At 65.6% G+C, this 20,081-nt stretch carries 20 protein-coding genes and 1 tRNA gene; 17 read left to right on the top strand and 4 right to left on the bottom strand.

The features are described 5' to 3' along the window. Positions 1-24 precede the first annotated feature (24 nt). The gene (locus B9Z03_RS06635) at positions 25-717 is read left to right on the top strand and encodes a GntR family transcriptional regulator (RefSeq protein ID WP_085463476.1); all 693 of its coding nucleotides are present in this window, start codon (positions 25-27) and stop codon (positions 715-717) included. Between the two features lie 158 nt (positions 718-875). Here B9Z03_RS06635 and B9Z03_RS06630 read toward each other — a convergent pair whose 3' ends face one another. Both B9Z03_RS06630 and B9Z03_RS06625 read right to left on the bottom strand, forming a co-directional pair. After that, complete coding sequence (locus B9Z03_RS06630; protein WP_085463475.1) at positions 876-2,048, bottom strand: Gfo/Idh/MocA family protein; 1,173 nt, start codon at positions 2,046-2,048, stop codon at positions 876-878. A 137-nt stretch (positions 2,049-2,185) separates the two neighbouring features. Continuing rightward, the gene (locus B9Z03_RS06625) at positions 2,186-3,241 is read right to left on the bottom strand and encodes a sugar phosphate isomerase/epimerase family protein (RefSeq protein ID WP_085463474.1); all 1,056 of its coding nucleotides are present in this window, start codon (positions 3,239-3,241) and stop codon (positions 2,186-2,188) included. 375 nt (positions 3,242-3,616) lie between these two features. Here B9Z03_RS06625 and B9Z03_RS06620 point away from each other — a divergent pair, with 375 nt between their 5' ends. From B9Z03_RS06620 to B9Z03_RS06600, 5 genes are all read left to right on the top strand, one after another. Then, positions 3,617-4,504: a sugar phosphate isomerase/epimerase family protein gene (locus B9Z03_RS06620; protein ID WP_085463473.1), complete on the top strand. Its 888-nt coding sequence runs from the start codon at positions 3,617-3,619 to the stop codon at positions 4,502-4,504. 63 nt (positions 4,505-4,567) lie between these two features. Continuing rightward, complete coding sequence (locus B9Z03_RS06615; protein WP_085463472.1) at positions 4,568-5,737, top strand: mandelate racemase/muconate lactonizing enzyme family protein; 1,170 nt, start codon at positions 4,568-4,570, stop codon at positions 5,735-5,737. A 4-nt stretch (positions 5,738-5,741) separates the two neighbouring features. Next, on the top strand, positions 5,742-6,455 hold the full coding sequence (locus B9Z03_RS06610; protein WP_085463471.1) for a FadR/GntR family transcriptional regulator: 714 nt from the start codon (positions 5,742-5,744) through the stop codon (positions 6,453-6,455). Next, a complete protein-coding gene (locus B9Z03_RS06605; RefSeq protein WP_085463470.1) occupies positions 6,448-7,434 on the top strand; it encodes an NAD(P)-dependent oxidoreductase in 987 nt (328 codons plus the stop codon). The genes B9Z03_RS06610 and B9Z03_RS06605 overlap by 8 nt, the downstream gene beginning before the upstream one ends. Before the next feature lie 153 nt (positions 7,435-7,587). Further along, the gene (locus B9Z03_RS06600) at positions 7,588-7,935 is read left to right on the top strand and encodes a septal ring lytic transglycosylase RlpA family protein (RefSeq protein ID WP_085463469.1); all 348 of its coding nucleotides are present in this window, start codon (positions 7,588-7,590) and stop codon (positions 7,933-7,935) included. Between the two features lie 59 nt (positions 7,936-7,994). Here B9Z03_RS06600 and B9Z03_RS06595 read toward each other — a convergent pair whose 3' ends face one another. After that, entirely contained in the window at positions 7,995-8,801 is an 807-nt protein-coding gene (locus B9Z03_RS06595) for an undecaprenyl-diphosphate phosphatase (protein WP_085463468.1), read from the bottom strand. A gap of 167 nt (positions 8,802-8,968) precedes the next feature. Here B9Z03_RS06595 and B9Z03_RS06590 point away from each other — a divergent pair, with 167 nt between their 5' ends. The 11 genes from B9Z03_RS06590 to B9Z03_RS06540 all read left to right on the top strand — a co-directional run bounded on the left by B9Z03_RS06590 (position 8,969) and on the right by B9Z03_RS06540 (position 18,387). Continuing rightward, complete coding sequence (locus B9Z03_RS06590) at positions 8,969-9,661, top strand: glutathione S-transferase family protein (RefSeq protein ID WP_085463467.1); 693 nt, start codon at positions 8,969-8,971, stop codon at positions 9,659-9,661. Between the two features lie 4 nt (positions 9,662-9,665). After that, positions 9,666-10,832 (top strand): tRNA epoxyqueuosine(34) reductase QueG, encoded by a 1,167-nt coding sequence (gene queG, locus B9Z03_RS06585; protein ID WP_085463466.1) that lies wholly within the window; start codon positions 9,666-9,668, stop codon positions 10,830-10,832. Between the two features lie 2 nt (positions 10,833-10,834). Beyond that, positions 10,835-11,707 carry an SDR family oxidoreductase gene (locus B9Z03_RS06580; protein ID WP_432417025.1) on the top strand — a complete coding sequence of 291 codons (873 nt, stop codon included), beginning with the start codon at positions 10,835-10,837 and terminating at the stop codon, positions 11,705-11,707. 121 nt (positions 11,708-11,828) lie between these two features. Then, entirely contained in the window at positions 11,829-12,881 is a 1,053-nt protein-coding gene (gene mepA, locus B9Z03_RS06575) for a penicillin-insensitive murein endopeptidase (protein ID WP_085463464.1), read from the top strand. Between the two features lie 85 nt (positions 12,882-12,966). Continuing rightward, on the top strand, positions 12,967-13,347 hold the full coding sequence (locus tag B9Z03_RS06570; RefSeq protein WP_085463463.1) for a methylglyoxal synthase: 381 nt from the start codon (positions 12,967-12,969) through the stop codon (positions 13,345-13,347). Positions 13,348-13,370: 23 nt separating this feature from the next. Continuing rightward, entirely contained in the window at positions 13,371-14,396 is a 1,026-nt protein-coding gene (locus B9Z03_RS06565) for a glucokinase (RefSeq protein ID WP_085463462.1), read from the top strand. A 164-nt stretch (positions 14,397-14,560) separates the two neighbouring features. Further along, on the top strand, positions 14,561-16,330 hold the full coding sequence (locus B9Z03_RS06560) for an ABC transporter ATP-binding protein (protein ID WP_085467524.1): 1,770 nt from the start codon (positions 14,561-14,563) through the stop codon (positions 16,328-16,330). Further along, positions 16,327-17,142 (top strand): 4-hydroxy-tetrahydrodipicolinate reductase, encoded by an 816-nt coding sequence (gene dapB / locus B9Z03_RS06555; RefSeq protein WP_085463461.1) that lies wholly within the window; start codon positions 16,327-16,329, stop codon positions 17,140-17,142. The genes B9Z03_RS06560 and dapB overlap by 4 nt, the downstream gene beginning before the upstream one ends. Further along, entirely contained in the window at positions 17,139-17,594 is a 456-nt protein-coding gene (locus tag B9Z03_RS06550) for an EVE domain-containing protein (protein WP_085463460.1), read from the top strand. Before dapB ends, B9Z03_RS06550 begins: the two co-directional genes overlap by 4 nt. Before the next feature lie 3 nt (positions 17,595-17,597). After that, the gene (locus tag B9Z03_RS06545; RefSeq protein ID WP_085463459.1) at positions 17,598-18,218 is read left to right on the top strand and encodes a 2,3-bisphosphoglycerate-dependent phosphoglycerate mutase; all 621 of its coding nucleotides are present in this window, start codon (positions 17,598-17,600) and stop codon (positions 18,216-18,218) included. Between the two features lie 84 nt (positions 18,219-18,302). Next, positions 18,303-18,387: transfer RNA gene (locus tag B9Z03_RS06540), tRNA-Leu, on the top strand. An 834-nt stretch (positions 18,388-19,221) separates the two neighbouring features. On the opposite strand, the gene B9Z03_RS06535 is transcribed toward B9Z03_RS06540, so the two are convergent. Next, the gene (locus tag B9Z03_RS06535) at positions 19,222-20,028 is read right to left on the bottom strand and encodes a helix-turn-helix domain-containing protein (RefSeq protein ID WP_085463458.1); all 807 of its coding nucleotides are present in this window, start codon (positions 20,026-20,028) and stop codon (positions 19,222-19,224) included. Positions 20,029-20,081: the final 53 nt, after the last annotated feature.

The following is a 20,081-nucleotide window of genomic DNA, read 5'->3' as shown; positions in this document are numbered from 1 at the left end:
AACTCGGAATTGGGCGAAATTCGTATGATGAATATTGAGCGGCTGGCCTTCGACGCCGAGACACGTCCGACGATCGCCAAGCGCATTGCGGAATCGTTGCGCGACGCCATCGTTTCGCTGGATCTGAAGCCGGGGGACACGATCTCGGAGAGCGACATCGCCGCGCGCTTCGGCGTCTCGCGCCAGCCGGTGCGCGAGGCGTTCATCCAGTTGGCTGAGCAGGGGCTGCTGCGGATCCGGCCGCAGCGGTCGACCGAGGTGATCCGCATCTCCATCCGCGACGTGCTCAATGCGCGCTTCGTGCGCGAGGCGCTCGAGGTAGCCGTGGTGCGCAAGGCCGCCGCGGAGTGCGCCGAAATGCCGGTCGATACATTCGACGAGCTGTTCAAGGCACAGACCGATGCCTCCGATGCCAACGACTACCGCGCCTTCCACGCCAAGGACGACGCGTTCCACCGGTTGATCGCCAAGCTGTCGGGCAACGAATTCGTCTGGAAGCTGATCGACGCACAAAAGGTGCAGATGGACCGCGTGCGCTATCTTTCGCTCAAACTAGGCATGCCGGCGACGATCCGCGAACACCGCGACATCGGTGAGGCGATCCTGTCGGGCAATCCGGACCTCGCCGAGGCGCACATGCGCAAGCACCTGCGCAAGATCGACACGCAGATCCACCAGATCCGTGATCTCAATCGGGAGTATTTCCAGGAGGAGTGAGGCAGTAGGCAGTAGGCAGTAGGCAGTAGGCAGTAGGCAGTAGGGAAGAGTTCCGGCCGCCTGCCTACGGTCAATGGCGATCGCAGTATCGTCGAAGCGGGGAGCAGAGCATCCTACTGCCTACTGCCTACTGCCTACTGCCTACTGCCTACTGCCTTCTACAGCTTCGTCCAGGCCGCGTTCTTCTTCGACGATTTCACGCAGGCCTCGACGAAGGCCACTCCTTCGACGCCGTCGGCCACGGTTGGGTAAATGACATCCTTCGCCGGCTTGCCATTCTTCCTGCGCGCAGCACGGATGGCGCGGGCGGCTTCGGCGTAGATGGTGGCGAAGCCCTCGAGATAGCCTTCCGGATGACCCGACGGCACGCGGCTGACGCGGGCGGCGGCGGGACCGGCGCCGGCTCCGGCGCGTGTGATCAGCTGCTTCGGCTCGCCGAAGGGCGTGAACCACAGATGGTTCGGCTGTTCCTGGCTCCACTCGATGCCGCCCTTGGTGCCGTAGACGCGCAGCTTCAGCGCGTTCTCGTTGCCCGGCGCCACCTGGCTCGCCCAGAGCATGCCCTTGGCGCCGCTCTTGAAGCGCAGCATGACGTGCGCGTTGTCGTCGAGCAGGCGGCCCTTCACAAAGGCGTTGAGGTCGGCCGACAGGCTGTCGAGCTCAAGGCCGGTGACGAAACGGGCGAGGTTGTAGGCATGCGTGCCGATGTCGCCGGTCGCACCTCCGGCGCCAGACTGCTTCGGGTCGGTGCGCCAGACCGCCTGCTTGGCGCCGGTGTCCTCGACCTTCGTGGTCAGCCAGTCCTGCGGATACTCGGCCTGGACAACGCGGATCTCGCCGAGCTGGCCCTTCTGCACCATGTCCCGCGCCTGCCGGATCATCGGATAGCCGGTGTAGTTGTGGGTCAGCACGAAGACCTTGCCGGACTTCGCCACGAGTGCTGCCAGCTTTTTCGCGTCGGCCAGGTTCGACGTCAGCGGCTTGTCGCAGATGACGTGGATGCCGGCATCGAGGAAAGCCTTTGCAGCCGGCCAGTGCATGTGGTTGGGCGTGACGATCGACACCGCCTCGATGCCGTCGGCACGGCTCGACTCGGCCTTGGCCATCTCCTGGAACGAGCCGTAGCTGCGCGAAGGGTCCAGGCCGAGTTCGGCCGCAGAAGCCTTGGCCTTCTCGGGGCTCGACGACAACGCGCCGGCGACCAGTTGGAACTCGCCGTCGATGCGTGCCGCAATGCGGTGCACGCCGCCAATGAAAGCGCCCTGCCCGCCACCCACCATGCCGAGCCTGATCGGCCCATTGCCGGATTCGATCATCTTGCCGCTGACCATTTTGTCCTCCCGTGTGAGGGCAGTAAGGCAGTAGGGGAAACCGAAGCATGACATGTCCGATTTCGATCTGCTGCCCCACCACCTCCTACCGCTTCCCCTACTGCCCTATTGCCTTACTGCCCTACTCCCCTAACCCCTCAAATCCCCATCAGCTTCCGCAGCGCCGCCTTGTCCGGCTTCGCTCCGGCGAAGTCGTCGAAGGCCTTTTCCGTCACGCGGATGATGTGGCTTTCGATGAAGGGCGCCCCCTCGGCTGCGCCGTCCTCCGGATGCTTCAGGCAGCATTCCCACTCCAGCACCGCCCACGAGTCGTAGTCGTATTGCGCGAGCTTGGAGAAGATGCCGGAGAAGTCGACCTGGCCGTCGCCCAACGAGCGGAAGCGGCCGGCGCGCTGCACCCAGCCCTGATAGCCCGAATAGACGCCCTGGCGCCCGTCCGGATTGAACTCGGCGTCCTTCACATGGAAGGCCTTGATGCGCTCGTGGTAGATGTCGATGAAGGCGAGATAGTCGAGCTGCTGCAGCAGGAAGTGCGACGGGTCGTAGTTGATGTTGGCCCGCTTGTGGCCGCCGACCGCGTCGACAAACATCTCGAAAGTGGCGCCGTCGAATACGTCCTCGCCCGGGTGGATTTCGTAGCAGAGATCGACGCCGGCCTCGTCATAGGCGTCGAGGATCGGCTTCCAGCGCTTGCCGAGCTCGGCGAATGCCTCCTCGATCAGACCAGCCGGCCGCTGTGGCCAGGGATAAAGGTAGGGGAAGGCGAGCGCGCCGGTGAAGGAGACCGAGGCCGTCAGCCCGAGGTTCTTCGACGCCTTGGCCGCGAACTTCATCTGCTCGACCGCCCATTTCTGGCGGGCCTTCGGATTGTTGTGCACCTCGGGCGGCGCGAAGCCATCAAACATCGAATCGTAGGCAGGATGCACGGCGACGAGCTGGCCCTGGAGATGGGTCGACAGTTCGGTGATCTCGACGCCCGCATCGGCGCAGATGCCTTTCACCTCGTCGCAATAGCTCTTAGACGAGGCCGCCTTCTTCAGATCGAACAGGCGTCCGTCCCATGTCGGGATCTGAACGCCCTTGTAGCCGAGCCCGGCGGCCCACTTCGTGATCGCGGGCAGCGAATTGAACGGCGCGGCGTCGCCGCCGAACTGCGCCAGGAAGATTCCCGGCCCCTTCATGGTCTTTGGCATCTGTTTGTCCTCCCAGACGATCTTTTTAGAAGGCAGCGGCGCGGAAGCGCAATGGCACGCCGCTGCCACAAGCATTCGTTCATTCTGGTATGACCAATGAGAGACGGCCGGTCAAGAGCCGGAACCGCGCACGAACGTCATCCGAACGTCGAAAACCCACCACAATCCGCCTCTTTGCAGCGCCTTAGCACATATCGTCCCGTCGTTCATCCAGTTTGCTTGCGGGGGTAGGAAAAATGCGTTACTCGTCCAATCGCTTGATTTTGGTCCAACCAGTTTTTGAACCGGCGGGACCGGGAGGAAAATCGGGCGAGGGATCGTGACGCGCGTTTTCGCGCACCTCGCCCGCGCAGGAGCATCTGGAGAGGAGACACCATGCATCTTTCGACACACAACTGGATGCGCGCCGAGCCGTTGGAAACGACGCTGAAGCGCATCAAGAAGTTCGGCTACGAGTCGATCGAGATCTCGGGCGAGCCGGAGCAGTACAAGACCAAAGAGACCCGCGCGCTGCTGAAGGAGCACGGCATCCGCTGCTGGGGCGCGGTGACGTTGATGCTCGGCGAGCGCAACCTCGCGGCCAAGGACCAGGGCCAGCGCGAGCGCTCCGTGCAGTACGTCAAGGACGTGCTGACGATGGTGAGCGAACTCGACGGCGAGATCATCACGCTGGTGCCCGCGACCGTCGGCAAGGTCGTGCCAGACGCGACCGAGGAAGAGGAGTGGAAGTGGGTGGTGGACGCGACCCGCGAGTGCTTCACCCACGCCAAGAAAGTCGGCGTGCGAGTCGCGGTCGAGCCGCTGAACCGGTTCGAAACCTATCTCTTCAATCGCGGCGAACAGGCGCTGGCGCTGGCCGACGCGGTATCGCCGGAGTGCGGCGTCTGTCTCGATGCCTACCATATCCACATGGAGGAATTCGACGTCAAGGAAGCGATCCAAAAGGCCGGCAAGCGCCTGTTCGACTTCCACGTCGCCGACAACAACCGTTTCGCCGCCGGTCTCGGCACGATCAACTGGAAGCAGCTCGTCGGCTGGCTGCGCGAGGCGGGCTATGACGGCGCGCTCACCAACGAGTTCGTCGCGCCGGTCGACCGCACGCCCGCCAACCGCTACCCCGACATGGTGGAGCGCAACCCGGTCGACATCTCGCCCGAGCAGCTCAAGTTCATCCAGGACCACGGCTCCTCGGTGCTGACTGAGAAATTCTACACCGACCAGATGCGGATCACCGCGGAAACCCTGCTGCCGCTGATCAAGTGATGGGTTCGAACACAGTCGAGAGAAAGCCGTCCCGCAATGGCGGGGCGGCAACGGGGTAGCGACATGCGCATCGCACGAATCCAGGCATGGTGGGTGAGGATCCCGATCGAGGCCGCGCGCCAGCACAAGAGCGACTTCGGCCAGATCACGACCTTCGACGCCGCCATCGTCAGGGTCGAGACAGACGCCGGCATCGTCGGCTGGGGCGAGGGCAAGAACGCCGCCGGGAGCGCCGGGACCTACGGCGCGCTGGTGTCGCTCATCAACAACGAGATCGCGCCCGCGCTGCGCGGCCGCGACGCGCGCGACATCAATGGCATCTGGGAGATGCTTTACAACGGCGTGCGCCACCAGAAGGCTGCCGCTTCCGGCCACGTCATGCCGGTTCTGGCGCGCCGGGGACTGACGGTTGCCGCGATCAGTGCGATCGACATCGCATTGTGGGATATCCTTGGCAAGTCGCTCGGCGTCCCGGTGTGGCAGCTGCTCGGCGGCCGCAAGAGCGAGCGCATGCCGGCCTATGCCTCCGGCGGCTGGGCAAGCGCCGACAAGATCGGCGAACAGTTGCAGTCCTATATCGACAAGGGCGGCTTCAAGGCGGTGAAGATGCGGGTCGGTTCGATGGACGGGGCGCCGCACGTTTCGTCCGAACGCGTGCACGCCGCGCGCGAAGCGCTCGGGCCGGGGATCTCGATCATGGTCGACGCGCACGGCACCTACACCGTCGCCGACGCCAAGCGCTTCGCGCACATGGTGCGCGACTGCGACCTGGCCTGGTTCGAGGAGCCGGTGGCGGCGGACGACAAGCAGGGCATCGCGGAGGTTCGAGCAGCCTGCGGTATCCCGATTGCCGCCGGCGAGAGCGAGGCGACCCGGTTCGACTTCCGCGATCTCGCCGTCGCGCGCGCGGCCGACGTGTTCCAGCCCGACCTCGGTTTCTGCGGCGGCATCTCGGAGGCGATGAAGATCGGTGCGATCGCGTCGGCCTTCAACATCCGGCTCGCCCCGCATCTGTGGGCCGGCGCGCCGGCCTTCTATGCTGGCCTGCATGTCTGCGCGGCGTCGCCGTCGAGCTTCATTCTCGAATATTCGCTGGGCGCCAACCCGATGCTGCACGATCTCGTGGTGGAGAAACTCGATGTGGCCGAAGGAACCATTGCCATTCCGGACGCGCCGGGGCTAGGCATCACTGTCGACGAGGATTTCCTGAAAGCCCACGCAATGGGTGGCTGAAGCCATGGCCGAGAAAGACCTGCTGCCGCATCTCGCGGCGTTCCTGATCGCAGAATCGGATGCGGAAAGCCACCGCACGCCGTCCGAGCGGGAGCTTGCCGAGCATTTTCAGGTTTCGCGTGGCCAGATCCGCGAAGCGCTGGCGATCCTTGAGGCGATGCGGCTGGTCGAACGCCGGGCGAAGTCGGGCATCTACCTGACCAAGCACGAGGCGAGCGTCGAGGCGATGGCGCTGTTTGCCCGCGCCGGCCTGCCGCTCGACCCGGTGCAGATCTACGAGACCGTCGAACTGCGCAAGATCCACGAGATCAAGGCCGCTGAACTCGCCTGCAGCCGCGCGACGGAAGAGAACTACGAGGCGCTGCGCGAAATCCTGCGCGCCTCCGAGGCCAAGGTCGCGGCCGGCGAGCCGATCCATACCGAGGATCGGGACTTCCACCTCGAGATCGTGCGCGCGACCAAGAACAGCGTCTTCTACCGAATCTGCACCCTCTATTACGTCATGGGAGAGGGCCGGCTGCCGATCTATTTCAACGACCCGGAGCGCGGCCGCAAATCGCACGCCGAGCACCTGCAGATCTTCGAAGCATTGGTGCGGCGCGATGGCAACCTCGCCCAGGCACTTATGAACGCGCATCTCCAGGGGGCGGAGAGTTACTGGAAGGGCCTGATCAGCGAGATGGACCTAAAGGAAGGCGCGCGTCTGGAAAATGCCTGACGCGGCTGCCCCGGTCATCTTCTCGACGCACGCGCTGCATCCCGCCGCGGTCGCAGCGCTTGACGGCGCAGGCAAGCTCAAGATCGCAACCGCGCTCGATCCGGCCACGCTGATCGCGGAGTCGCGCGATGCCGCGGCCATCATCGTTCGCGCCAACCTGCCCGAGACGATCTTCCGGGATGCTCCGGCGCTCCGAGCGGCGGTTCGGCATGGCGCGGGCCTGGACATGATCCCGATGGAGGCAGCGACGGCGGCCGGCGTGCTGGTCGCTAACGTGCCGGCCGTGAATGCCCGCTCGGTTGCGGAGCACGTGTTCTTCGTGACCATGGCGTTGCTCCGTCGCTTCCGGATGATGGACCGCGACCTGCGGACCGCCGGCTGGCTCGCAGGCCGGGCGCATGCGGAACACACCAACGAACTGTCCGGCCGCCGGATCGGCATCGTTGGTTACGGCGCTGTCGGGCGGCAGGTGCATGCGATCGCAGCGCAAGGCTTCGGCCTCGAGGTCGCGGTCAACAGCCGCAGCCGGCCGGAGGATCTCGGCGAGGCGGCGTTCCTGGATGTCGACGCTCTCGTCGCGCAGAGCGACGTCGTCGTGCTCTGCTGTCCTCTCACGCCGGAGACGCGCGGCCTGATCGACGCCCGCAGGATTGGCCTGATGAAACCGGGCGCGCTGATCGTCAATGTCGCGCGAGGGCCGGTGATCGTCGACGACGCGCTTGTGGCCGCGCTACGCCAGGGACGCATCGGGGGGGCGGCGCTCGACGTCTTCGCAACCCAGCCGCTGCCGCCGGACCATCCCTATTTCTCCTTCGACAATGTGATCGTGACGCCTCATATGGCGGGCATCACCGAGGAGAGCATGATGCGGATGGGAACGGGTGCGGTTGCCGAAGTCGTGCGCATCCTGCGCGGCGATCTGCCCGTCAACCTGCGCAATCCCGAGGTTCTCCCGGCCTACCGCGCCCGCTTCGGTTGAGGAGAATCTGCCGCCGTCGCGTCTGACGCGATGTGACAAGGCGACTCCATTCGTTAGATCCCCGCCACTTCAGCGCCGCATTCGCTCCACATTCCGCCCCCCTTTCGCCCCTAGGCGCCGAACTCAGGATCAACGGCAGAGGGTGCCTACGGAATGCGGAACGGTTTCGGTGTTGTCTTGGCAGTGGCCATCGCGGGGGCGACGTTTTCAACAAATCCAGCCTTCGCCCAGTGCGGACGCGCATCGTGGTATGCGCTTCACTCCAAGACGGCATCGGGCGAACGGATGAACCCATCCGCCATGACCGCGGCACACCGCTCGCTTCCCTTCGGTACGAAAGTGCGTGTCACCAACAAGCACAACGGCAAGAGCGTGGTGGTTCGCATCAACGACCGCGGCCCGTTCATCAAGGGCCGGGTGATCGACCTCTCCAAGGCCGCCGCCCGCCAGATCGGCATGGTCTCGCGCGGACATGCCTCGATCTGCATGGCGAAGATCTGACGACGGAAAACAGTGTAAGGGCTGGTTAAGGCGCAGCTCCTGCCGCGCCTTTTTCACACTCAGCCGAGCATCAGCAGCGCGATCATTCCCGCGCCGCCGACGATGATGCGCCACCAGCCGAACAGCGCGTAGCCGTGGCGCGAGACGTAGTCGAGCAGGAAGCGCACCACGATCACGGCCGAGATGAAGGCCATGACGAAGCCCGCCGCGATGATCGGCAGATCCGCCGCTGAGAGGATGTCGCGGTTCTTGTAGAGGTCGTAGGCGAAGGCGCCGGCCATTGTCGGCATGGCGAGGAAGAACGAGAACTCCGCGGCCGAGCGCTTGTCGGCGCCCATCAGAAGCGCGCCGACGATGGTCGCGCCGGAGCGCGAGGTGCCAGGGATCATGGCGAGGCACTGGAACAGGCCGATCTTCAGGCAGAGCGACAGCGGATAGTCCATCACGTCGTGATAGCGTGGCTGGAGCGCCCAGCGGTCCACCCACAACAGCACCACGCCGCCGATCAACAGCATGACGCAGATCAGCATCGGCGTCTCGAACAGCACCGTCTTGATGAAGTCGTGCGCCAGCGCGCCGATGAAGGCGGCCGGCAGGAAGGCAACGAGAATGCCAAGCACGAAGCGCTGCGTCCTGCCGTCGCGGGGCAGGTCGACGAGGAGCTTCCACAGCCGGCCGAAATAGACCGACAGGATGGCGAGGATCGCGCCGAGTTGGATCAGCACCTCAAAGGCCTTGCCGGTCGATTCGAAGCCGAGGAAATGGCCGGCGAGCAGGATGTGCCCCGTGGACGAGACCGGGATGAACTCGGTCAGGCCCTCCAGCAAGCCAAGCAAGAGCGCCGAAACGATGGACTGGTCCTGCATGGGAAGCTCCGGGAGGGCGGCTTGCTTGTCATCGACGGGTCGAGCCCGTATAGGTCGGCACGAATCCCGACCTCGACGGGTGGCGCAGGATTAGCCGCCCCGACGGTAAAACGCCAGTGCCGCGACGGGGCCTTCCGCAACCTCGCCGGTGCGTCCAGAACGGATCGATGCTGACTCTCTTCCACCATCCCATGAACGCCGCCAGCCGTTTCGTCCGGCTCGCCTTTGGCGAGTATGGCGAGGAGCTGGAACTGATCGAGGAAAAGCCGTGGGCGCGGCGCAAGGAGTTCCTCGCGCTCAACCCGGCCGGCACTCTGCCCGTGCTTCTGGCGGAAGGCGATGTGCCGATTGTCGGCGCCAACGTCATCGCCGAATATGTCGACGAGACGCGCGGCGTCCTCAAGCGCGACAAGCGCCTCTTCGCCGAGGATTCGATCGGCCGCGCCGAAATCCGCCGGCTGTGCGACTGGTACCTGGTCAAGACCGAGAGCGAGGTAACGCGCCATCTGGTGCGCGAGCGGGTGTTCAAGCCGCACATGCCGTCCTCGCAGGGCGGCGGTTCGCCCGATTCGGCCGCGATCCGCGCAGCGCGCGCCAACATCAAGCAGCACCTGAAATATACCAACTGGCTGGCCGGTACGCGCGACTGGCTGGCCGGCACGCGCATGAGCTATGCCGACCTCGCGGCGGCCGGCACGCTGTCGATCCTCGACTATCTCGGCGAGATCGATTGGGCGGAGAACGGCGCGGCGCGCGACTGGTACAGCCGAATCAAGTCCCGCCCGGCCTTCCGCCCACTTCTCAACGACCGCGTGCGCGGCCTTTCCCCCGCCGCGCACTACGCCAATCTCGACTTCTAGAACGATGCGCGCGGCACCGGCATCAAGACCGGATACGCTGCGGCCGTTCATCGATCGCGAGGCGAGACGGCTCGGCTTCTCGACCGTCGCCGTCACCACGCCCGATTCGATCCCGCTCGCCCGCGAGCGGCTGGCGGCGGCGCTGTCGGCCGGTCATCACGGCGACATGGACTGGCTTGCGGAAACCTTCGAGCGGCGCGCCGCGCCCGCCGTGCTGTGGCCGGAGGTCCGCAGCGTCATCATGCTCGCCATGAACTACGGTCCCGATGAAAACCCGCTCGGCCTGCTCGACCGCAAGGACCGCGCCGCGATCTCGGTCTATGCCCGCAACCGCGACTATCACGACATCATCAAGGGCAGGCTCAAGGAACTGGCGGGCAAGATCGCCTCGCGGGCCGGCGGGGACGTGAAGGTCTTCGTCGACACCGCGCCGGTGATGGAGAAGCCTCTGGCCGCGGCTGCGGGGCTTGGCTGGCAGGGCAAGCACACCAATCTCGTCAGCCGCGAATTCGGCTCCTGGCTCTTTCTCGGCTCGATCTTCACCACGGCGGAGCTGCCGGCCGATACGCCCGAGGTCGACCATTGCGGCTCGTGCCGCGCCTGCCTGGACATCTGCCCGACCAATGCGTTCCCCGCGCCCTACCGGCTCGATGCGCGGCGCTGCATCTCCTACCTCACCATCGAGAACAAGGGGCTGATCCCGCGCGAGTTCCGCGTCGCGATCGGTAACCGCATCTATGGCTGCGACGACTGCCTGGCAGCCTGCCCTTGGAACAAGTTCGCCGCCGCGGCATCCGAGGCGAAGCTGGTCGCGCGCGACGATCTGAAGGCACCGCACATCGCGGACCTGCTGGCGCTGGACGACGGCGCGTTCCGGGCATTCTTCAGCGGCTCGCCGGTGAAACGAATCGGCCGCGACCGCTTCGTGCGCAACGTGCTCGTCGCAGCCGGCAATTCGGGCGACACCTCGCTGATCCCACCGTGCCGGAACCTGCTTGACGACCCCTCGGCGCTGGTGCGGGGCGCGGCGGTGTGGGCACTGTCGCGGCTGATGGGGGATAAGGCATTCCAGGCGCTTTCGAGCGACATGGAGGCCGGGGAGAGCGATGCTTCGGTTCGCGAGGAATGGGCGGCCGCACTCGGCGAGCGGCGCGAAAGGCTGACAGCATGACCATGCGGATTTTCCTGTTCGGTGCCGGCTATTCCGCCCGCGCCTTCGCGAAACTTGCAGCCGATGAAGCGGACGCGATCGCAGGCACGACCCGCAGCGAGAGCAAGGCGGACGCCCTGCGCACCGCCGGCATCCAGCCGTTCCTGTTCGACGGCACGGACGTATCGCCACAGATCGCAGCGGAACTCGCACAGGCCACGCATCTGGTCATTTCCGCCGCGCCGACCGAGGCGGGCGACCCGGTGATCGCCGCCGCGCACCACCTGCTCACCGGCGCGATGCCGGCGCTGCGCTGGATCGGTTATCTTTCCACCGTCGGTGTTTACGGCAACCATGACGGCGCATGGATCGACGAGACGGCCGAATGTCGTCCCCGCCCCGGCCGTTCCGACAACCGGCTGGAAGCAGAGAAGGAGTGGAGCGACCTCGCCCGGCAGCGCGGCGTCCCGCTGGCGATCCTGCGGCTCTCGGGCATCTACGGCCCCGGCCGCAACGCATTGGTCAACCTGGAGAACGGGACCGCGCGCCGCATCATCAAGCCGGGCCAGATCTTCAATCGCATCCATGTCGACGACATCGCCGGCAGCCTGCTCCATCTCGCGCGGCACGAGACCGGCGGCGTCTTCAACGTCACCGACGACGAGCCCTCGCCGCCGCAGGACGTCGTCGCCTTCGCGGCCCGGCTGATGGGCGTCGCGCCGCCGCCGGAGGTCGACTTCGACACGGCGGACCTGACGCCCATGGCGCGCTCCTTCTACGGCGAGAACAAGCGCGTCTCGAACGCAAAGCTGAAATCGACCGATTACCGCTTCATACACCCGGACTACCGCGCTGCGTTGACCGCAATGTGGGCGAAGGGCAACTGGCGGCGTTAAAACCGAAGCCGGAAGCCGCCACGCAAGCAGTTTCGTATCCTTCACCATCCATTAACCCTTTGCCGCCCACGCTTCGCCAAAGTTGTCAGGCATCGAGGCCTCGGACATCGGGGACTGGACTATGAGCAAGACTGTGCGAAGCGCCCGCAGGGGCCTGATCGCGGGCTTCGTCGCTGCGCTGGCCCTGACCGGGGTCGCGGTGGACGCCCAGGCGGAGCAACTGGCGAAGAACCTGTTCGGCGCCAAGACCCTGCCGGCGGCGACGGCGCCCAAGTCCTACGGATTCTATTCCAAGGGCTGCTTCTCTGGCGGCGTGGCGATCGCCACCGACGGACCCAACTGGCAGGCGATGCGGCTGTCGCGCAACCGGCGCTGGGGCCATCCGGCGATGATCAACCTGATCGAGAAGCTGGCGCGCGATTCGACGCAGGACGGCTGGCCGGGACTGCTGCTCGGCGACATCTCCCAGCCGCGCGGCGGACCGATGCTTTCCGGCCATGCCTCGCACCAGATCGGCCTCGACGCCGACATCTGGCTGACGCCGATGCCCGACAAGCGACTGAGCGCGAGCGAGCGCGAGAACATGAGCGCGACGCTGATGGTGGACGAGAAAACCCACCTCGTGAAAGACAAGCTCTGGACCAAGGCGCATACCAACCTGTTGAAGCGCGCCGCGAGCTATCCCGAGGTCGAGCGCATCCTGGTCAATCCAGGCATCAAGAAGAAGCTTTGCGACACGGTGAGCGGCGACCGCTCGTGGCTGCGCAAGGTGCGCCCCTTCTGGGGGCATGACTACCATTTCCACATCCGCATCGGCTGCCAGCCGGGATCGACCGAATGCCGCGGGCAGGAAAAGGTCGCCGCCGGCGACGGCTGCGACAAGTCGCTCGCCTGGTGGTTCACAGAGGAGCCCTGGCGGCCCAACAAGAACCCGGACGCGCCCAAGGCCCGCGACATCATGACGATGAAGAGCCTGCCGGCAGCCTGCGTCGCGGTGCTGAGCGCGCCCTCCCCGGTATCGGAAGCGGCGGTGACGGTGCGGGGCCTCGGCAGCCCGCAGCCGACGATCGCGGCGACGTCGAGCAGTTCGACGCCCGTGACGGCGAACGCTTTCTCGGAGATTCCGCTCGACCGGATCCCCATTCCGATGTTCCGGCCCGATCCGGCGCAGTGAGGCGGCAACTTGGCGCTTCACTCCAGCGGGTGATTGGGCTAAGCCTTCCCGGACACTTCAACCGATTTAACCGGATGGCTGGCGCGTGCGTATCGCCCTCATCGCGCATGACGAGAAGAAGGACGACCTCGTCGCTTTCGCCGGCGCCCATCGCGATTTCCTGAAGGACTGCGACCTGGTCGCCACTGGCACGACCGGCGGGCGCGTCGCGGAGGCCTGGCCGGGACTGACGATCAGGCGGCTGAAGAGCGGGCCGCTCGGCGGCGACCAGCAGATCGGCGCGCTGATCGCCGAGGGAAAGGTCGACGCGCTGATCTTCTTCGTCGACCCGCTCACGCCGATGCCGCATGATGTCGACGTCAAGGCGTTGATGCGCCTCGCCATCGTCTACGACATTCCGATGGCCTTGAATCGCGCCACCGCCGAGATCATCCTGTCCGGCAACGAAACAACGGCGCGGGCCTGAGACGATTGCAACCGGGGGAGAGAATGGCCCGAATCACAGACACGGACATGGTGCTCAACTTCCCTATCCTGATCGGGGACATCGGCGGCACCAATGCGCGCTTCGCGATCCTGATCGATTCCTATGCCGAGCCGAAGGAGTTCCCTGTCGTCCAGACCGCCGACTTCGCGACGATCGACCAGGCGATCCAGACGATGATCCTCGACCGCACCTCGATCCAGCCGCGGTCTGCGGTGCTGGCAGTCGCGGGTCCGGTCGACGGTGACGAGATCCACCTGACGAACTGTCCCTGGGTCGTGCGCCCCAAGGCGATGCAGGCAGAGCTCGGCCTGCAGGACATCGTCGTGCTGAACGATTTCGAGGCGCAGGCGCTCGCCGTCGTGGCGCTGGGCGACGAGCATATGATCCGCATCGGCGCCGGCACGCCGGAGCCGGCCGCCAGCCGCGTCGTGCTGGGTCCCGGCACCGGGCTCGGCGTGGCGGGGCTTGTCCACGCGCGCCGCACCTGGATCCCGGTCCCAGGCGAAGGCGGACATATGGACATGGGCCCGCGCAGCCCGCGCGACTTCGAGGTTTTTCCGCATATAGAGCGGATCGAGGGTCGCATCTCGGGCGAGCAGCTCCTGTGCGGGCGCGGCCTCGTCAACATCTACCACGCGATCGGCAAGGCGGACGGAACGCCCGCGCCGTTCACGACGCCGGCGGAGATCACCAGCGCCGCGCTCGACGGATCCGACAAGACCGCGGTCGAGGCCGTATCGATGTTCTGCACCTGCCTCGGCCGGATCGCCGGCGACCTGGCGCTGGTGTTCATGAGCAAGGGTGGAGTGTATCTGACCGGCGGCATCGCGCAGAAGATCGTGTCGCTCCTGGTGAAAAGCGACTTCCGCGCCGCCTTTGAGGACAAGGCGCCCCACTCGGCGCTGATGCGCGACATGCCGGTCTATGTCATCACCCATCCGATGGCGGCGCTTCTTGGCCTCGCGGCCTATTCGCGCACGCCGGGACGCTTCGGCGTCGAGACCTCGGGGCGCCGCTGGCGGTCGTAGCGGAATTTTGTGGCATCGCTGCCATAGGCAAGGGCGGCACATGCCGCTATGAGCGTGCCACGACGCGATGCGTGGGACCAGGGCAGCGGGACAGGATCGACTTGGCGGCAGACGGCAGCAGCAGACGAGTTGACACGGGCGAAGTCGTCTCCGTGCTGCGGCGCATGCTCGCCGAAAACGGCCGCGACTATCTCGGCTACTATGCGCTCGCCGTGCTCTGCCTCGTCGCCTTCGCGGTGACGACCGCCTTCACCGCCTACATCATGCGCGACATCGTCGACCAGTTGTTCGCCGAGCGGCGCAAGGACCTGATCCTGCTGATCTGCGGCGCGGTTGTGGTGGCCTTCGGAGTGCGCGGGCTGGCCAGCTACGGTCAGGCTGTGCTGCTGGCCAAGATCGGCAACAACCTGGTCGCGCGCTACCAGCGGCGTATCTTCGACCAGTTGATGCGCCTCGGCGTCGGCTTCTACACGTCGACCCGCTCCGGTCAGCTCGCCGCGCGGATCAACGAGAATGTCACCGGCATCCGCGACATCCTGTCGATGACGCTGACGGCGATCGCGCGCGACGCGGTGTCGCTGATCGCGCTGGTCGGCGTCATGGTCTACCAGGACCCGGTACTGTCGGTCATAGCGCTCGTCATCGGCCCGCCGATCCTCGTCTCGGTCAACTACCTGATGCGGCGGCTGAGGCGCGCGACGCGCGAGGCAGTGGAGGTAAATTCGCGCCTCATCGGTGCGATGCAGGAGGCGACGCAGGGTATCACCATCGTCAAGGCCTTCACGATGGAGCAGTTGCTGTCGGACAAGATCAGCAGCCTGATCGACAGCGCCGAGGCCCGTGCGAACCGCATCGCCCGCATCTCCGAGCGGATGACGCCGATCACGGAATTCCTCGCCGGCTTCGCGGTCGCAGGCGTCATCGGCTATGCCGGCTACCGGGCCGCGGTCGCCCAGGTGCCGCCGGGCGCGGTCATCTCCTTCATCACCGCTCTGCTGCTCGCCTACGAACCGGCCAAGCGGCTTGCCCGCGTCCAGGCCAATCTCGAGCGCGCGCTGGTCAATGCGAGGATGATCTACGAGATCCTCGACATCGAGCCGCAGCAGGGAGACCGCCCCGGCGCCGGCGAAATCAGCGTCGACAAGGGAGACGTCGTCTTCCGCGACGTCGAGTTCGCCTATGCCGAAGGGCCGCCGGTTCTGCGCGGCGTGAGCTTCCGGGCGGAAGCCGGCAAGACGACGGCGATCGTCGGCTCATCCGGAGCGGGCAAGTCGACGTTGATCGCCCTGCTGCAGCGCTTCTACGACCCGACCGGCGGCGCGATCGAGATCGACGGCCAGAACATCGGCGCCGTGACCAAGCGATCGCTGCGCGGCGCCATCGCCTATGTCTCGCAGCAGCCCTACCTGTTCGAAGGTTCGATCCGCGACAACATCCGCTACGGCCGGCCGGACGCGACGGATGTGGAGGTGGAGGAAGCCGCGCGGCTTGCGCAGGCGACCGACTTCATCGCGCTCCAGCCACAGGGCTGGGACACGCTGGTGGGCGAGAACGGCGTGACGCTGTCGGGCGGCCAGCGCCAGCGCCTGTCGATCGCGCGCGCCATCCTGCGAGATGCGCCGATCCTGCTCCTGGATGAGGCGACGTCCGCGCTCGACAACGAATCGGAAGCCAAGGTCCAGCAGGCGCTCGACACAGTGATGAAGGGGCGCACCACCCTCGTCATCGCGCACCGCCTGTCGACCGTGGTCAATGCCGACCATATCGTGGTGCTGGAGCAGGGACGGCTGATCGAGGAAGGCACGCATCGCAGCCTGCTGGTGAAGCCGGGCGGCGCCTACGCGCGCTTCCACTTCATGCAGGACCGCACGGGAGAGGTGGTCGAGGTCGCCGCACCCAAGTCCTCGCGGCGCAAGTCGGGAGGAACGCGATGAGCGACATGAAGCTCGTGGTGGTGGGCGCTGCCGGCCGCATGGGCCGCACGCTGATCCGCATCATCGCCGAGACGCAAGGCGCAGTCCTCGCCGGCGCGATCGAGCGCGAGGATTCGCCGCATCTCGGCAAGGATGCGGGCGAACTGGCGGGAACAGGCCCCAACGGCATCGCCATTTCGTCCGACACGCTGCCGGTGTTCGCCAGGGCGGACGGCGTGCTGGACTTCACCTCGCCGGCTGCGACCGTCGGCTTCGCCGCTTATGCGGCGCAGGCGCATGTCGTGCATGTGATCGGCACCACCGGCTGCTCGGCCGAGGACGAGGCGAAGATCAAGGCCGCCGCGCGGCATACGCCGATCGTCAAGTCCGGCAATATGAGCCTCGGGGTCAACCTGCTCGGCGTACTGGTCCGACAGGCTGCAAAAGCGCTCGACGCGGCGGATTTCGACATCGAGATCCTGGAGATGCACCACAAGCATAAGGTCGACGCGCCGTCCGGCACGGCGCTGCTGCTCGGCGCGGCAGCGGCAGAGGGGCGGGGGATTGGCCTCGCCAACAGCAGCGTGCGGGTGCGCGATGGCCACACCGGCCCGCGCCCGGAAGGCACGATCGGTTTCGCGACGCTGCGCGGCGGCTCGGTCGTCGGCGACCATTCCGTCATTCTCGCCGGCGCCGGCGAGCGAATCGTGCTGTCGCACCACGCCGAGGACCGCGCCATCTTCGCCCGCGGCGCCGTCAAGGCCGCCCTGTGGGCGCATGGCCGCAAGTCCGGCCTCTACTCCATGCTCGACGTGCTCGGCCTGTCGGAATGACCCGATACTGGATCGGGGTCGCGGCCGCACGCCACGTCCGGATCGCCGTCGAGAACAGCTTCGCCATGTTCGCCCATGGCAGGCACTCTGCCGCGCTACGCACCCGGCCGGGCGACTGGGTCGCCTATTACAGCCCGCGCGAGGGCATGAACGAGGGCGCGGAGGTGCGCGCCTTCACCGCGATCGGCCGCATTCTTCCCGGCGAGCCGCACGAACAGCTGATGACCGCCGCAGGCGACACCGGCTGGCAGCGCAATGCCGAATGGCTGCCGGCGCGCAAGGCCGACATCTATCCCCTGCTTGACCGCTTCTCCTTCGTACGGGACAGAGGCCATTGGGGCATGTATTTCAGGAAATCGCTCTTCCCCGTCGAGCCCGTCGACTTCGCCCTGATCGCCGAGGCGATGGGCGTCGCCGACGCTTTCGGAAGAGCCGGAACGCAAGAGGACTAGACGATGTCGCGCACGCTGGTGCTCGTCCGCCACGGACAGAGCGAATGGAACCTGAAGAACCTGTTCACGGGCTGGCGCGACGTCGACCTCACCGAACAGGGCACGGCGGAAGCCAAGGCGGCCGGCCAGCGGCTGAAGGCCAAGGGGCTGAAGTTCGACATCGCCTTCACCTCGGTGCTGATGCGGGCCGAGAAGACCTGCGCCCATATCCTCGCAGAGCTCGGCCAGACCGGTCTGAAGACGGTGCGCGACCAGGCGCTCAACGAGCGCGACTACGGCGATCTCTCCGGCCTCAACAAGGACGACGCCCGCGCCAAATGGGGCGAGGAGCAGGTGCATGTCTGGCGTCGTTCCTACGACGTGCCGCCGCCCGGCGGCGAGAGCCTGAAGGACACCGGCGCGCGCGTCTGGCCCTATTACATCCACACGATCCAGCCGCACGTTCTGTCGGGCGGGACCGTGCTGGTGGCCGCGCACGGCAACTCGCTGCGGGCGCTGATCATGGCGCTCGACGGGCTGACCGGCGAGGAAGTGGTCAAGATGGAACTCGCGACCGGCGTCCCAGTCCTCTACCGCCTGAACGCCGATTCCACGGTCGCCTCGAAGGAATTGCTCGAAGCGTGAGGCGGCGGCACGAGATAGTGCCGCGGGACGCATTTTCGCGTTGACACAAGCGGATCGCCCGCCTACATGGCGGGCCGCACCGTTGCCCAGATGGCGGAATTGGTAGACGCGCACGGTTCAGGTCCGTGTGCCGCAAGGCGTGGAGGTTCGAGTCCTCTTCTGGGCACCATCAACCCTCTAAGGTGTTGACGGCGCTGAATATTAAGCAAAAATAGGCACTTACGATCGCCCGAGTGATGCACAAGGGTGATACACGTAGTGCTTCGCGTGAGCCATCCGACCAAACATCCGAGCACCGGAATCTACTGGCTGCGCATGACATAGAGGCCATTGGGCTCGATGCTTGTGATCTCGGCGTCGAACCAGCCTTCCCATTCGACGCCATAGGCGAGAACGAACTGACCGACCATCGGCGGCTGCCAATGATCCTTCGCACCAGGACCCAACACCTCGCCGCCCTTCTCTGAAAGGAAGTTCGACTTTTCCAGGCACTCAGCCCCGACCAGGGTGACGGTCTACCACTCGAACCCCTCGGGAAGTAGCGCCGCTAGCTCGGCGAACATCTCCTCGCGCACATTGGCATCGCCGTCACCAGCTTTGTGTCACTCTGAACTTGTATGCATGCTATTCACGCATGCGGAAGGGCGGGTTTCTTCGGCCGAACTTGTCTGTCGCGATCTTCCAATTCCCGCTGGCCATTCACCGAGCTCAGACGCCGGGAAGAGTTTCCACGCATGAAACGCAGTCCCGAACGTCGTAACGACGGGAATGCGCCCCCATCCCGGACATTCCGGCGAACTCTGCTTTAACTTAGAAGCGGACGTTCGCGATCTTTTCGACAAACGCCGACAACGCGGATTTTTCGACCTCCGATCAGCACCGGAAGCTGCCCCTCGATCGATTGGGTTGCGATCCTGGCGGCTTGCCGATTTGTGCGCTCTTTCGGAGAGCGTGTCTCTCATGCGGTCTGCTCTTCCTTTCGACAAGGTCTGCCCGCGATCTGTTATTCTACGGCAGGTGTATCCAGTTCGATCGAGATGCTCTTTGACAACCGTTCCAGATCCTCCGCGATGGCCGAGGCAGCCGAAAGCAGGACGGGTGCATAGCGTGCGCAGGCTTCCTGTTCGGACGGAAAGGCCGACGTGAAATAGGTCAGGCCGAGGCTGGCTAGGACCTTGCCCGACCCGCCCATGATAGGGACGGCGATGGTGTTGGAATTGCGGGGCTCCACGAGCGAGGAACGTGTCGCGTAGCCGTTGGCGCGCACCTTCCGTACCAGTCGCGCAAGCTCGGCCGGGTGGTGGCTGAGCACGTTCTCGGGATCGTCGGAACGCCGCAGGACATCGGTGATCAGTTCCGCTTCCTCCCCTTCGAGAAACGCAAAGTAGGCAAGACCCATGCCGCGCGTGAGCAGGTTCAGACGCCGGTTGACCGTGCTGTGGAAAGGCGAGACCGGGCTGTCGGGCACGGTGCTGAAGCGGATGATCACGCCGTCATAGTCAGGCAGCGCGATCGCCGTCGGCCACTTGTGTTTGCGCGTTATGGCGACGGCCCAGGCGCGGCCGGCCTCTACCACCAGCGGCCCCTTGTGGAAGCCGGAGCTCAGCGAGGTGACCAGGGCGCTGACCCGATAGCCGCCTTCGCGCACGTCGTTCTCGACATAGCCGGCATCCTCCAGCGTCTTGAGAATGCGCACCAGCGTCGGCTTCGGTAGCCGGGTTCGGGCGTGAAGCTGCGCGATCGTGTTGATCGGTTGCAGGTTCAGTTCTTGCAGGACGTTCATCGCGCGTTCGATGGACCGGATGCCCATGGTTTCTCTCCTCCGATATTCCGTCCTGCGGAACGCCCCCGACTACAGGTTGA

Source organism: Mesorhizobium australicum (assembly GCF_900177325.1).
In the GTDB taxonomy this organism is placed as follows: Bacteria; Pseudomonadota; Alphaproteobacteria; order Rhizobiales; family Rhizobiaceae; genus Mesorhizobium_A; species Mesorhizobium_A australicum_A.
Note: the sequence above shows the minus strand (reverse complement) of the source record. Positions and strands in the feature narration are given on the sequence as shown.

Coding starts and splice junctions, on each gene's coding strand:
- B9Z03_RS06625 (WP_085463474.1), bottom strand. CDS start 3,241: ATGCCAAAGACCATGAAGGGGCCGGGAATCTTCCTGGCGCAGTTCGGC.
- mepA (WP_085463464.1), top strand. CDS start 11,829: ATGAGCAAGACTGTGCGAAGCGCCCGCAGGGGCCTGATCGCGGGCTTC.
- B9Z03_RS06560 (WP_085467524.1), top strand. CDS start 14,561: ATGCTCGCCGAAAACGGCCGCGACTATCTCGGCTACTATGCGCTCGCC.
- B9Z03_RS06615 (WP_085463472.1), top strand. CDS start 4,568: ATGCGCATCGCACGAATCCAGGCATGGTGGGTGAGGATCCCGATCGAG.
- queG (WP_085463466.1), top strand. CDS start 9,666: ATGCGCGCGGCACCGGCATCAAGACCGGATACGCTGCGGCCGTTCATC.
- B9Z03_RS06610 (WP_085463471.1), top strand. CDS start 5,742: ATGGCCGAGAAAGACCTGCTGCCGCATCTCGCGGCGTTCCTGATCGCA.
- B9Z03_RS06630 (WP_085463475.1), bottom strand. CDS start 2,048: ATGGTCAGCGGCAAGATGATCGAATCCGGCAATGGGCCGATCAGGCTC.
- B9Z03_RS06605 (WP_085463470.1), top strand. CDS start 6,448: ATGCCTGACGCGGCTGCCCCGGTCATCTTCTCGACGCACGCGCTGCAT.
- dapB (WP_085463461.1), top strand. CDS start 16,327: ATGAGCGACATGAAGCTCGTGGTGGTGGGCGCTGCCGGCCGCATGGGC.
- B9Z03_RS06565 (WP_085463462.1), top strand. CDS start 13,371: ATGGCCCGAATCACAGACACGGACATGGTGCTCAACTTCCCTATCCTG.
- B9Z03_RS06535 (WP_085463458.1), bottom strand. CDS start 20,028: ATGGGCATCCGGTCCATCGAACGCGCGATGAACGTCCTGCAAGAACTG.
- B9Z03_RS06550 (WP_085463460.1), top strand. CDS start 17,139: ATGACCCGATACTGGATCGGGGTCGCGGCCGCACGCCACGTCCGGATC.
- B9Z03_RS06590 (WP_085463467.1), top strand. CDS start 8,969: ATGCTGACTCTCTTCCACCATCCCATGAACGCCGCCAGCCGTTTCGTC.
- B9Z03_RS06600 (WP_085463469.1), top strand. CDS start 7,588: ATGCGGAACGGTTTCGGTGTTGTCTTGGCAGTGGCCATCGCGGGGGCG.
- B9Z03_RS06635 (WP_085463476.1), top strand. CDS start 25: ATGATGAATATTGAGCGGCTGGCCTTCGACGCCGAGACACGTCCGACG.
- B9Z03_RS06545 (WP_085463459.1), top strand. CDS start 17,598: ATGTCGCGCACGCTGGTGCTCGTCCGCCACGGACAGAGCGAATGGAAC.
- B9Z03_RS06580 (WP_432417025.1), top strand. CDS start 10,835: ATGCGGATTTTCCTGTTCGGTGCCGGCTATTCCGCCCGCGCCTTCGCG.
- B9Z03_RS06620 (WP_085463473.1), top strand. CDS start 3,617: ATGCATCTTTCGACACACAACTGGATGCGCGCCGAGCCGTTGGAAACG.
- B9Z03_RS06595 (WP_085463468.1), bottom strand. CDS start 8,801: ATGCAGGACCAGTCCATCGTTTCGGCGCTCTTGCTTGGCTTGCTGGAG.